Here is a 12350-nt window from a genome sequence, read left to right as displayed (position 1 = left end):
CGGGTCGCCACCGTGACGCCCTGCGTGCGGCGGCCGACGGGCTCGATCTGCTGACCGCGTGGCAGCGGTCGTTCGGTGCGCTCGACCTGCAGGCGTCGGTGGCAATGCACGGCAGCGATCTGATGTTCGCGGGGCTGTCGGCGGCGGCGCGCCTCGGCGATCCGGCGGTGCTCTTCGAGTGGTCGGAGCGCGCACGGCATCTGAGCCAGCAGGTCGCGCCGGTGCGCCCTCCGCACGACGCCGCTCTCGCAGAGGATCTGGCGGAGCTGCGGATGCTGCGCGCCGAGCTCGCCGGCCAGGACTGGACGACCGACGCCCGGGTGCGGAGCCTGCGCGACCGGGTGCGGGAGCGGCAGTGGGCATCGACCGGGTCGGGCGGCACCCGCGACCGCCTCGGGCTGACCGAGGTGACGGCAGCGCTCCCCGATGACGCGGCCGTGCTCTCCTACGTGTTCACCGGCACCGAGCTGCACGCCGTCGTGGTGACGGCGTCCGGCGCGACGATCGTCGCACTCTCCTGGTCACGGGTGCGCTCGGCGCTCGACGGGCTCCGTGCCGACCTCGACATGGCGGCGCTGACGCGAGGCGGGGTGATGGGCGAGGTCACGGCGAGGGCCCTCGCCGCACGGTTGGAGGCGCTCGACGCCGAACTCGTGCTGCCCGCGCGCCGCGCCGCGCCCCGCGCAGAAGAGTTCGTGATCACGGTGCCCGGCGCCCTCGGCGGAGTTCCCTGGGCGATGCTGCCGGGGATGGCGGGCGCTCCCTTCACCCTTGCGACCTCGGTGTCGCGCTGGCTGGCCGTGAACAGCTCCTCCAGAACGCGCGTCCCGGCCGCGCGAACCGGGTTCGCGGCGGGGCCGAGGGTTCCCCGAGCGGATGAAGAGGTTCGTGTCGCGGCGGCGGCCTGGCGCCGCAGCGACCACGACCCGCAGACACTCGAAGGGCCCGACGCGACGGTCGCCGCGGTGACCGCCCTCGCCGCCGAGGTCGACGTGCTGCACATCGCCGCGCACGGCCGTCACGCCGTCGACAACCCGCTGTTCTCCGGCTTCGAACTGGCCGACGGCACGCTGTTCGGCTACGACGTCGATCTCATCCCGCACGTCCCGGCGACGGTGATCCTGTCTGCCTGCGAGCTCGGGCGCTCGTCGGTGCGCTGGGGCGAAGAGGCGCTCGGAATGACGCGGGTCTGGCTGCATGCCGGTGCGGATTGCGTGATCGCCGCCCCGGTCGCGGTGCCCGACGACGACGCGTGCGAACTGCTCGGCGCGGTGCACACCGGGCTCGCGCGAGGCATCGCCCCGGCGGTCGCTCTCGCCGCGGCATCCGACTCGACCGGCATCCGCGCCCCGTTCCAATGCCACGGGAACGGTCTCTGACGCGCGTCGAGAAGCCCGACCGACTAGCGGCTCTCCAGTGCGAGCCGTCCGGCCAGGAGCACGTAGGTCGCCGCGAAGGTTCGGCGCAACCAGGCCATGACCTTCGGCCGGGTGATGACCTGGTTGCGCATGGTGGCCGCGAAGACGCCGTACAAGGCGAAGACCACGAAGGTCATCGCCATGAAGATCAGGCTCAGCCCGATCATGTGCCAGGTGCCGTCCCTCTCTCCCGCGGGGACGAACTGCGGGAGGAAGGCGAAGAAGAAGATCGTCAGCTTCGGATTCAGCAGGTTGATGAGCACGGCCGTGCGGATCACCCGCCAGAACGACACCGGGGTGGCCTGGCCATCGGTGTCGATCGACGACGTGTCCCGAATGGTCTGCCAGGCAAGGAAGAGCAGGTACGCCACGCCCAGCCACTTGATGGCCTCGAAGGCGATCGCCGAGGCGTTCAGGATCGCGGCGAGTCCGGTGATCGCCGCGATCATGTGCGGGACGACGCCGAGGGTGCAGCCGAACGCCGCGATGATGCCGGCTCTGGCTCCCCGCGAGAGACCCGCGGCGATCGAGTACACCGCTCCGGTCCCCGGCGTGGCGACCACCACCAGGCTGGTCAGCAGGAAGGCGATGCTCATCTCGTCCTCGATCCGTCGTTCCTCTGCACAGTACCGATGTTCCGGGTCGGCTGCGCGTCTGCTCTTGCTCGGAATGCACGACGAACGATGGCTCAGAAAAAGAGATAGAAGTCGGATTTGAGCGCGCCGAGGAACTGCCGAGACTCCGGAAAACACGTTCCGCATCGACTTCGGAGTCACTAGCGTTGCCTGCGCCTGAGACCCTGATGAAGGAGATCCTCGTGAGAATCATCGTGACCGGAGCCACCGGAACCGTCGGCCGTCATGTCATCGACGGCCTGCTCGCGCATGGTGCGACCGTGCGGGCGGTGACACGTCGGCCCGACACCGCGGGCCTTCCCCCGCAGGTCGACGTCGTGGCCGCTGACCTCGACGACCCGACGACGCTCCCGCCCGCCTTCGTCGACGGCGACGCGCTGTACCTGCTCGCGACCGGCGACACCTCCGCTGCGATCGCGGCCGCCGAAGCCGCCGGCATCCGACGGATCGTGCTGCTGTCCTCGGCCAGCGCCGGGTTCGCCGACGACGATGCCGGTGGGGCGTTTCACCGCAGCGCCGAGGATGCCGTCACCTCATCCGGTCTGCAGTGGACACTGCTCCGACCCGGGATGTTCGCGGCGAACCTGCTCGACTGGGCCGACGCGATCAAAGAGCACGGTGTCGTGCGCGCTCCCTACGACCGGGCGCTGCAAGCCCCGGTCGACGAGCGTGATGTGGCGGAGATCGCGGTCAACGCTCTTCTGTACGACGGCCACGCGAGCGCGATCCACACCTTGACCGGACCGCAGGCGTTGAGCAAGTCCGAGCAGGTGGCAGCGATCGCCACCGGCGCAGGGCGATCGATCGAGTTCGTCGAGCTCACCCCGGCAGAGTGGCGGGATGAGGCCTCCGCCTCCATGCCCGGCTACGCGATCGACTGGCTTCTCGCGTATTGGGCGAAGACCGCGGACGCTCCGGAGACCGCGGATCCCACCTTGGGCCGACTGCTCGGGCGGGCGCCTGCGACGGTGGACGAATGGGCCGAGCGCCATCGTGAGGCCTTCCGGTGAGTGGCGCCACGCAGACAGTGCACGCGAGCAGGGAAGCGACTCGGGCTCGAGTCGCCACCAGGATGTTCTCGCTAGTCTCCGCGAATCGGACCCCAGGACACCTCGTCTGTCGGCACGACTCTGCCGGTCCGCCCAGGGGCGGTGTGAAACGACCAGTAATGGTTGGTGTGCGCGATGACCTGCCGGGGGGTGGGCATTCCCTGCGGGGTTCGGTCGTCCGTGGTGTGCGCGTCAGAGACCAGCGTGACATCGTAACCGCGCGTGAATGCTCCGTGAATCGTCGCGCGCACACATGCGTCGGTCTGACCTCCGACGACGACCAGATGCCCGACATCGGCCGTGGAGAGGATCTCCTCGAGCTCCGTCCCCTCGAAGGCATCGCCGTGCTCCTTGCGAACGGCCGCTTCGTCATCAGCGGGGACGAGCTCAGGGACGATCTGCCAGTCCAGCCCGCCCACAGGCCGGACATCGGAGTCCTGCACCCAGATCACCGCCGCGGAGGCGTCACGGGCGCCGTCGACCAACCGCGCGATGTTGGCGATCACCTCCTCGCGATCGAACGCGTTTCGGAAGACGCCGTTCTGGACGTCGATCACCAGGAGGGCGGATTCACTTCGTCGAGCTGTCGTCATTTCTTCTCCACACTCTTGATTCACTACCGGGCGCACCATCGAAACGAAAAGGACTCTCCATGCGCGACCTGACGTACTTCATCTCCCTCTCCATCGACGGTTACATCGCGGGGCCCGATGGCCAGATCGACTTCTATACGGGCTCCGAAGACTACATGCGGTGGATGGTCGAGGAGTTCGGCGACGCGTTGCCGTCCCACATCAGGACACAGCTGGGAGTGGCGGATGCCGCACCCACGCGCTTCGACACCGTGCTCATGGGACGCCGCACCTACGAGCCGGCCCTGTCGGCGGGCATCACCTCGCCCTATGCGCATCTGACGCAGGTCGTCTTCTCCCGCTCCCTGCGGAGCCCTGACCCCTCCGTCGTCGTCACGGCGCACGACCCCGTCGAGGTCGCACGAGGCTTGAAGGAACAGGATGGCGAGTCGGGGATCTACCTCGCCGGCGGCGGTGAGCTCGCCGGTCAGCTGGTCGACGAGATCGATGAGCTGATCATCAAGAGGTATCCCGTCGTGGCGGGGGCCGGCCTTCCGGCCTTCGGTCCGCGATTCGCTCCCACCGACTTCGCGCTCACGGGCATCCGGTCTTTCGACGGCGGAAACGTGGTCGAATCGTACCGACGGGTACGGCAAGGCTGACGAGAGAGCCTGGCATCCACCAAGAACGTCGGGGGGATGCTCGAACCTCCCGGACCGGCCTGCTCGGGGCTGTCGCATGGCTGCTTGCGCCTTCCTACTGCTCTTCTGTTCTCGTGTCCGCCGGGCGGCGGACCAGGAAGCTGAGGCAGATCGGCACGAGCGAGACGAACGCCGCAGCGAGGAATGCGGTGTGCACACCGATCGCGTTCCCCTCTTCGGGGGTGCTCCCCGATCCGACCGCACCGGAGGTCGCCACGGTCAGCACGGTGATCAGCAACGCGGTTCCGGCGGCGCCTGCGAGCTGCTGACCCGTGCCGACCACGGCCGAGCCGTAGGAGTAGAGCTGGGGCCGCAGTGATCCGAGGGCAGTGGTGAACAGCGGCGTGAACATGAGCGCGAAGCCGGCGGAGATCCCCACGTGAGCGAGAACCACGACGGGCATGGGCGTGGTCGCGCCGAAGGTCGACATCGCGCAGAGTGCGGCGCTCACCACCACCGTGCCGGGGATGAGGAGCGGCGCCGGCCCTCGCCTGTCGTAGATGCGACCGATGACCGGACCGAGCAGACCCATGAGCAGGCTGCCCGGAAGCAGGCAGAGCCCTGTCGTGAGCGGTTCGAGCCCGAGCACCGACTGCAGGTAGATCGGCAGGAGGATGAGCGTGCCGAACATCGACGCCATGGCGATCGCCATCACGAGCATCGCAACGGTGAAGTTCCGCGCCTGGAAGACACGCAGATCCAGGAGCGCTCGATCGTCGCGCTGGAGCCCGACCTGTCGCAGCACGAATGCGGCGAGCGCCCCCGCGCCGACGACGATCGGGATCCACGGGGGCACGATCTCGTGTCCGCGTGACGCCTCGGCGATGCTGCTGAGTCCGTAGATGAGACCGGCGAAGGCGAAGGCGGAGAGCACCACCGAGAGGTAGTCGATCCGCGACCGGGTCGTCTCGGTGACGTTCACGATCCGCACGGCGCCCAGGATGAGCGCTCCCACCGCGATCGGGAGCACGAAGATGAACATCCATCGCCAGTCGAAGAACGTCAGGATCATGCCCGAGATCGTCGGGCCGAGCGCAGGTGCCACCGACATCACGATGGAGATGTTGCCCATCGTCCTTCCGCGTCGGGCGGGCGGTACCAGCGTCATGATCGTCGTCATCAGCAGCGGCATCATGACCGCGGTGCCGCTCGCCTGCACCACCCGACCGACCAGGAGCGCGGCGATCCCGGGCGCCAGCGCGCTGATGAGCGTACCGGTGGTGAACAGCCCCATCGCGGCGAGGAAGACCGCACGGGTGGTGAATCGCCGCAGCAGGAAGCCGGTGATCGGGATGACGACGGCGACCGTCAGCATGAATGCCGTGGTCAGCCATTGGCCGACGCTGGCAGTGATGTCGAGATCGGACATCAGCCGGGGGAGGGCGACGGCCATGATCGTCTCGTTAAGGATGACGACGAAGGCCGAGACCAGCAGCAGGGCGATGACGAGGCGGTCACGTGCGGAAGTGTCGGATGCTGACGCGCCAGAGTCGGTGGGGATGTTTCCGGTGGAGGGAGTGGTGAGGTCGGATTCAGGCATGGTTCTCCTTGTGATCTCGCCGCCGATCGCGCGGGGCGGCGGCGGCAGTCGACCATCCTGCACCGCGAGGGGGGTCTTGCCACAAGCCCGGGGGTGCGCTATAAATTAAGAAGGGCGGAGAGTTGTCATCAGACAACCCCGCCTTTCTTGTTGCCCAGATCTTCGCTCGGACGCACCTTTCCCTAGACGCTCGCGTATGTCTTCGCCGTTCCTGGCCATTCTGCGTCTTGTCTGCCGCGGCTTCACTGGATGCATGACCTTCACGAATCCTTCCCTCGCTCCCCTTTCCGACTCCTTCACCACCGCGCCGACCGTCATCCTCGGCGGCACCGGCAAGACCGGCGGCCGCGTCACCGAACGGCTGCGCGCCGCCGGCAGCCCCGTGCGGCCGGTCGGCCGTCGTACGCCGATTCCGTTCGACTGGACCGACCGCGACACGTGGGATGCGGCGATCGCCGGATCCGAACGCGCCTACGTCGCCTACGCCCCCGATCTCGCCGTGCCCGGCGCGCTCGACGATGTCCGCGCCCTCACCGAGCGGCTGATCGCCGGTGGAGTGCAGCGCATCGTGCTGCTCTCGGGGCGCGGGGAACCCGAGGCCGCGGATGCCGAGGACGTCGTGATCGCCTCCGGTGCCGAGTGGGGCGTCGTCCGATGCTCATGGTTCTTCCAGAACTTCACCGAGAGCTACCTGCGCGATCCGCTCGTGCAGGGAGCGCTCCATCTCCCGGCGGGAGCAGTCTCCGAGCCCTTCGTGGACCTCGACGACGTCGCCGACGTGGCCGCGGCGACGCTGATGGATGCGCGCCTCACCGGCCGCGTCCACGAGCTCACCGGACCCGAGCTGCTCACCTTCGGCCAGATCACCGAGATCGTCGCCCGGCACACCGGCCACCCCATCGACTACATCCCGGTCTCGGCCGAGGAGTATGCGCAGGCCGCTCTCGCCGAGGGTGTCCCCGCCGATGTCGTGGCTCTGCTCGGCTACCTGTTCGGCGTGGTGCTGGACGGCCGCAACGAGAGCGTGACCGACGGCGTCGAGCGGGCTCTGGGCCGCGCACCGCGTTCGTTCGAGGCCTTCGCCGCGGCATCCGCTGCTGCCGGCCTCTGGCGGGAAGGCGTCCATTGACCACCCCTATCGACCCGAGGAAGATCAATGAGAACGCGAAGGAGAAAGACATGACAGCATCCGGTGATCGTCCGGGAGACGCCCTCCTGGTGATCGACGCCCAGAACGGCGTCTTCGAGAACGCGCATGAACGGGACGCCGTCGTCGCGAGGATCGCGACCCTGATCGAGAATGCCCGCGCGGCATCGGTGCCGGTCGTCTGGGTGCAGCACTCGTCCGACGACCTCGCGATCGACAGCGAAGCCTGGCAGATCGTGCCCGAACTGGAGCCGCGCGACGATGAGACCGTCGTCCGCAAGCAGCACGGCGACTCCTTCGAGGAGACCGACCTCGAAGAGGCCCTGGCGAGACTCGATGCCGGCCATCTGCTCATCAGCGGAGGCCAGACCGACGCCTGCGTGCGCTCCACCCTGCACGGCGGCTTCGTCCGCGGCTATCACGTCACCCTGGTCTCGGACGCCCACACGACCGAAGACCTCAGCGCCTGGGGAGCACCTCCGCCCGAGCAGGTGATCGCGCACACCAACCTGTACTGGGGTTTCCAGACCGCCGCCGGTCGCACCGGGAAGGTCGTGCCCGTCGACGAGGTCGACTTCGTCCGCTAGCCCACCTGCAGGACGACCAGGCGCTTGGTCGCGCGGGTCTGCGCGACGTAGAGATCACGCAGACCCGCGTCCCCGGCTGAGCGGATGCCGTCCGGGTCGATGATGACGACCGTGTCGAACTCGAGACCGCGGGCGTCGGGCGCAGGGATGACGGCGGCCCCGGCCCCCTCGATCCTCTCCCCCAGCGCCTCGGCCCGTTCCGCGGATGCCACCACGCCGATCAGTTCGCCGGGATGCTCGTCTCGGGTGCGCGCGATGACCTCGTCGAGGACGGCGGCGATGTCGCGTTCGGCGACCGCCACAGTGGTGGGATGCTCGCCCTGACGCAGGGAGCGAGAGAGCCGCTGGTCGGGGGCGATGACGGCCAGCAGGGGCGCGGTGGCCGCCAGGATCTGCTCCGTGGTGCGGTAGTTCACGGTGAGCGTGTGATGTGCGAACCTGTCGCCGACGAAGGGTTCCAGCGCCTCCTCCCACCGGCGGATCGTGGTGGCGGGGCCCGCCTGGGCGAGATCCCCGACGATGGTCATCGATCGTTGCGGACACCGGCGCATCAGCATCCGCCATTGCATCTCCGTGAGCTGCTGCGCTTCGTCCACGACGATGTGACCGTGGGTCGTCTCCGGCGGGCCGTCGATGAGGGCGCGGGCCTCGTCGAGCAGTGCGAGGTCGGCGATGCTCCATCCGGTCGTGTCTGCGGCGGGATCGACGACAGCGCGGACCGCGTCCTCGGCGCGGAGCCGCGGCCATACCCGCTCGATGATCCGATCCACGCCGGGATCGTCGAGGAGTTCGTCCCTGACCCGATCCCAATCGATGCCGAGGTCACCGGCGGATGCCGCGTCCCGCGAGGCGCCGGCGTGGGCGCGCTCCCCCGCGAACATGCGCTCCAGGTCGATCCCCACGACGTCTCTCAGCTCGGCCTCGAACTCGGAGTCCTCCTGCGCCGTCTGCTGCTCGAGCTCGTTCACCACCTCGTCGACGATGTGCTCGAGGAAGCGTTCGCGCGCGGGGTTGTGTGCGATCCCGCCCTGCTGGGCGCTGCGTCGGGCGGCATCGACCATGCCGGAACCGAGCACCACCGTTCCATGCGCGGTGTGCAGCGTGAGCGGCATCCCGAGCGGCTGGCGCGCCCGCACCCACTGCGCGAGGCGATCGGCGTACTCCGCGCGTCCCTTGAGACGGGCGACGTCATCCGGATCGGTCGTCGTCGGCTCGATGCCGATCAGGTCGGGCAGCGTCGCCAACTGCGCGTCGTTCTCTCCGAGCGAGGGCAGCACATCGGAGATGTATCGGAGGAAGCGCCGGTTCGGGCCGAACACGAGCACCCCTCGATCGGCCAGCGCGGGGAAGGCGTAGAGCACGTAGGCCGCCCGATGCAGAGCGACAATCGTCTTGCCCGTGCCCGGTCCGCCGTCGACGACCATGACCCCGCGATGCGTCGACCGGACGATGTCGTCCTGCTCCTTCTGCAGCGTCGACGCCGCCTCTCTCATCCGACCGGTCCTGGCACCGCTCAACGCCGACACGAGCGGCCCGTCGCCGACGACGTCCTGGTCTGTCGCCGCCGCGCCGTCGAGAACCTCGTCGCTCACGTCGACGACCTCGCGATCATCGAGTCGCAGGTGACGGCGACGGTGCAGTCCCAGAGGCGACACCATGGTTGCTGTGTAGAACGGCCGCGCCGCCTCGGACCGCCAGTCCACGAGAAGCGCGTCGCCCTCGGTCGTGCGCAGACCGATGCGGCCGACGTACAGCGCGCCCTCATCGACGGCATCGATGCGGCCGAAGCAGAGCGACCGCTCCGCGGCACGCAGGCGGCGGATGTCGGCAACGACTCGGGAGAGCTCCGCATCCCGCGCGTAGAGATCTCCCGGGCCGTCGACGGGCGCGGACTCCGCCCGTGTGCGAGCCGCGGAGTTCCTCGCCCGTTCCGCGTCGAGATGCGCGTACATCGCGTCGATCACGGCCTGCTCTTCGTCGATCTGGTTGGCCTTGATCGCACCTGCATCCATCTGCATCCCACTCCTCATCCGGCGTCAACTATGCGGGGCGGATCCGTCGAGTTCAACGTTGACTTCGTCGCGATCTCGTGGCCTCCGCGCACGCCCATCTCCGTCGTCGGGAGAGGGGCGCAGGCAACGCTAGCTGTGCGCGCGAGCCACCGGGGCGGCTCTTCCGGAGTCTCGGCAAACCCCCGGCGCGCTCACATCCGCGTGCTATCTGACGCTCGCGACACGTCGCCGGTCGGAATGCCGCCCGAGTCGGCGGCCAGCCAGGCGCGGGGCGAGCGACCGAGCCGCTGCGCGAAGGCCCGCGAGAACGCCGACGCGCTCGTGTAGCCGAGTTCCGCAGCGACGGTGCTCACCGGCGTGCCTGCACGCAGATCCCCCTGCGCGATCGTCAGCCGCCACTCGGTGAGGTAGTCCACCGGGGTCTGGCCGACGACATCCTTGAACCGTGACGCGAACGCGCTGCGCGACATGTTCGCCGCACGGGCCATCGTCTGCAGCGTCCAGGATTCGCCCGGCGCCTCGTGTACGGCGACGAGCGCGGGAGAGAGGCGCTGGTCGGCGAGACCCGAGAGCAGGCTCTGGTTCAGGGCGAGGTGCGCGGGGTTGTCGAGCATCCAGCGCAGCAGCTGGATGAGCACGACCTCGAACAGCCTGTCTGCCAGGATCGGGTGTCCGCAGCGCACGTTGTCGACTTCGGAGAAGAGCAGATCAAGTGCGGGACCGAGAGTGGCCACCTCGTCGAGCGGAAGGATGATGACGGAAGGCAGCGCCTGGACGAGCGGATGCGTCGCGCCTCCGTCGAAGTCGAGGGTCGCGCACGTGAAGTCGGACTCCTCGGTCGGCGCGTTGAGGAACGCGTGGTCGCTGGGCCGCGGGAAGAACAGCAGGCTCGGCCGCGTGATCTGCACCCGTTCAGGAATGCCTCGCTCATCGGTGACGGTCAGTTCCATCTCTCCGCGACGGAGCACGTGGAGGAAACCGCGGCCGGGCTCCGCGGGAAAGGTGGTCACCCCGCAGAGCGGGCCGGCATGGAACAACTGCGTGCGCACGCGAAAACGCTGCAGGAGGGGGGTGAGCCGGTCGACGGGTGCCATGTCCTCAGTTTCTGGACGATTCGTCATGAAGTCAAGACGAACAGATGCGCATCGTCCGAAATCGGGAGCAAGACTGAGATCAAGCCCGAACACGGGCCTCGACTTCCACCAAGGAGAAATCATGCCCAACGTCCCCCTCGTCGACCGCGCCACCGCCACCGGATCCGTCAAGGAGCACCTCGACCAGATCACCTCCGCGTTCGGCACCGTACCCGCCATGTTCAAGGCTGTGGCGAACTCGCCCGCTGCCCTCGCGAGCATGTGGGGATCCTTCGGCGCTTTCGGAGGCGGCACGCTTGGCGCGGCCCTCGGCGAACAGATCGCCGTGGCGGTCGCCAACCGCAACTCCTGCGAGTACTGCCTCGCGGCCCACACCGCTCTGGGCAAGAAGGCCGGCCTCTCACGTGACGCTCTCGCCGCAGCGCAGGACGGCCAGTCCGACGACCCGAGGACGGCGGCCCTGCTCGACTTCGCGCTCAAGCTCGTGAACGACCGCGGTCAGCTCTCCGCAGCCGACGTCCAGGCCGTGCGCGATCAGGGCTGGAACGACGAGCAGATCGTCGAGACGATCGGGCAGGTCGCCCTCAACCTGTTCACGAACTACGTGAACATCGCGCTCGACGTCCCGATCGACTTCCCCCACGTCCCGCTCCGTCGCGCGAGCTGACGGCTCGTGTCAGCACTCGACGAAAGGCATTCCCATGGCTGATTCCTGGCTGCCCTCACTCCTGACCGCAACACCCGAGGAAGGATACGCACTCGCCGTGAAGCTCTCTCGCACCGCCGTCAAGCTCACCCAGCCCTCGGCAGAGATCCGAGAGCGGGTGCGCGGCGACTACGCCGAGAACTTCGAGGCGTTGATCGCCATCTCCCAGGTCGTCGCGACCAACTTCCAGACCGTCTCCGCGGCCAACGGATATTGGCGATCCTGACGCCCCGACAATGCGATCAGAAGAGTTTCTCCATTCGATGTATCAGAACGGATGCCGCGCGCTCCTGTCTTTCAGAAGGTGCCATGCGAAGGACCTTGAAGGCGAAGGTGCGAGGAGGCGCAGTCGAATGGGGACATCCGCCCGCTGGGGAGCGCGGATGCGACACGGACACCCTCTGCTCCGAGAGTGCCGCGGCTGGGAGGCCGCGGCACTCTTGCAGGGCCTCGGCGATCTGGGGACGCCGAGGCCCTTTGAGGTGCGCCGGGAGACGACATGCGTTCACGTCCGGCGGATTGTCGCACCTAGGGTAAGAAGGCCGTCGCGCTCACGACACATATCCCCGCCTACGTCATACATCACTGCGACGGCAAGGAGGTTCTATGTTTTTCCAGCGACTGACGAATCATGCTCGACGTCACAGGACGTGGTGGAGCGTGGTGAGCGCACTCCTCGTCGTCACCACCTTCTTCGGGCACTACTCGCTCACGGAGAACGTGCTGAAGCCGGCGCCGACCTCCGCGGTCGAACCCACGGCAGCGCCGACTGCCGAGCCCACGCGCACACCGGACACCGCGACGACACCTCGGCCCGCGCCGACGCCGGAACCGACCGCGTCACCCGAGCCGGAGCCGACTCCCGCACCCGCACCCGCCCCGGCTCGGG

General features: G+C 68.3%; 13 protein-coding genes. 8 read left to right on the top strand and 5 right to left on the bottom strand.

Annotated features, from left to right (window positions below):
* Positions 1–1379: CHAT domain-containing protein (locus DW306_RS04485; RefSeq protein ID WP_136054448.1), on the top strand; the 1379-nt coding region annotated here is incomplete at its 5' end.
* 23 nt (positions 1380–1402) lie between these two features.
* On the opposite strand, the gene DW306_RS04480 is transcribed toward DW306_RS04485, so the two are convergent.
* Positions 1403–2014: a LysE family translocator gene (locus tag DW306_RS04480; RefSeq protein ID WP_136054447.1), complete on the bottom strand. Its 612-nt coding sequence runs from the start codon at positions 2012–2014 to the stop codon at positions 1403–1405.
* Between the two features lie 221 nt (positions 2015–2235).
* Here DW306_RS04480 and DW306_RS04475 point away from each other — a divergent pair, with 221 nt between their 5' ends.
* The gene (locus DW306_RS04475; RefSeq protein WP_168429226.1) at positions 2236–3063 is read left to right on the top strand and encodes an NAD(P)H-binding protein; all 828 of its coding nucleotides are present in this window, start codon (positions 2236–2238) and stop codon (positions 3061–3063) included.
* Between the two features lie 71 nt (positions 3064–3134).
* Here DW306_RS04475 and DW306_RS04470 read toward each other — a convergent pair whose 3' ends face one another.
* Entirely contained in the window at positions 3135–3695 is a 561-nt protein-coding gene (locus tag DW306_RS04470; RefSeq protein WP_136054445.1) for an isochorismatase family protein, read from the bottom strand.
* A 59-nt stretch (positions 3696–3754) separates the two neighbouring features.
* Here DW306_RS04470 and DW306_RS04465 point away from each other — a divergent pair, with 59 nt between their 5' ends.
* A complete protein-coding gene (locus DW306_RS04465; protein ID WP_136054444.1) occupies positions 3755–4336 on the top strand; it encodes a dihydrofolate reductase family protein in 582 nt (193 codons plus the stop codon).
* 94 nt (positions 4337–4430) lie between these two features.
* On the opposite strand, the gene DW306_RS04460 is transcribed toward DW306_RS04465, so the two are convergent.
* Positions 4431–5915 (bottom strand): MDR family MFS transporter, encoded by a 1485-nt coding sequence (locus DW306_RS04460; protein WP_136054443.1) that lies wholly within the window; start codon positions 5913–5915, stop codon positions 4431–4433.
* Between the two features lie 253 nt (positions 5916–6168).
* On the opposite strand from DW306_RS04460, the gene DW306_RS04455 reads away from it, so the two are divergent.
* Together DW306_RS04455 and DW306_RS04450 are read left to right on the top strand one after the other, a co-directional pair.
* Positions 6169–7044, top strand: coding sequence for an NmrA family transcriptional regulator (locus tag DW306_RS04455; protein ID WP_136054442.1), 876 nt, complete (start codon positions 6169–6171; stop codon positions 7042–7044).
* Positions 7045–7094: 50 nt separating this feature from the next.
* Complete coding sequence (locus DW306_RS04450; protein WP_136054441.1) at positions 7095–7649, top strand: cysteine hydrolase family protein; 555 nt, start codon at positions 7095–7097, stop codon at positions 7647–7649.
* Here DW306_RS04450 and DW306_RS04445 read toward each other — a convergent pair.
* Together DW306_RS04445 and DW306_RS04440 are read right to left on the bottom strand one after the other, a co-directional pair.
* Positions 7646–9667 (bottom strand): ATP-binding domain-containing protein, encoded by a 2022-nt coding sequence (locus tag DW306_RS04445; RefSeq protein WP_205814097.1) that lies wholly within the window; start codon positions 9665–9667, stop codon positions 7646–7648. The genes DW306_RS04450 and DW306_RS04445 overlap by 4 nt on opposite strands.
* Positions 9668–9852: 185 nt before the next feature.
* The gene (locus DW306_RS04440; protein WP_136054440.1) at positions 9853–10755 is read right to left on the bottom strand and encodes an AraC family transcriptional regulator; all 903 of its coding nucleotides are present in this window, start codon (positions 10753–10755) and stop codon (positions 9853–9855) included.
* A gap of 121 nt (positions 10756–10876) precedes the next feature.
* Between DW306_RS04440 and DW306_RS04435 the strand changes: the two genes are divergently transcribed.
* The 3 genes from DW306_RS04435 to DW306_RS21480 form a co-directional block, all read left to right on the top strand.
* Positions 10877–11422, top strand: a complete 546-nt coding sequence (locus DW306_RS04435; protein ID WP_136054439.1) for a peroxidase-related enzyme — start codon at positions 10877–10879, stop codon at positions 11420–11422.
* Positions 11423–11456: 34 nt separating this feature from the next.
* Complete coding sequence (locus DW306_RS04430; RefSeq protein WP_136054438.1) at positions 11457–11687, top strand: hexameric tyrosine-coordinated heme protein; 231 nt, start codon at positions 11457–11459, stop codon at positions 11685–11687.
* Between the two features lie 437 nt (positions 11688–12124).
* On the top strand, positions 12125–12350 hold a 226-nt coding region (locus tag DW306_RS21480), incomplete at its 3' end, for a hypothetical protein (RefSeq protein ID WP_205814096.1).

This window comes from Microbacterium sp. K24 (assembly GCF_004794465.1).
Taxonomy (GTDB): domain Bacteria; phylum Actinomycetota; class Actinomycetes; order Actinomycetales; family Microbacteriaceae; genus Microbacterium.
Note: the sequence above shows the minus strand (reverse complement) of the source record. Positions and strands in the feature narration are given on the sequence as shown.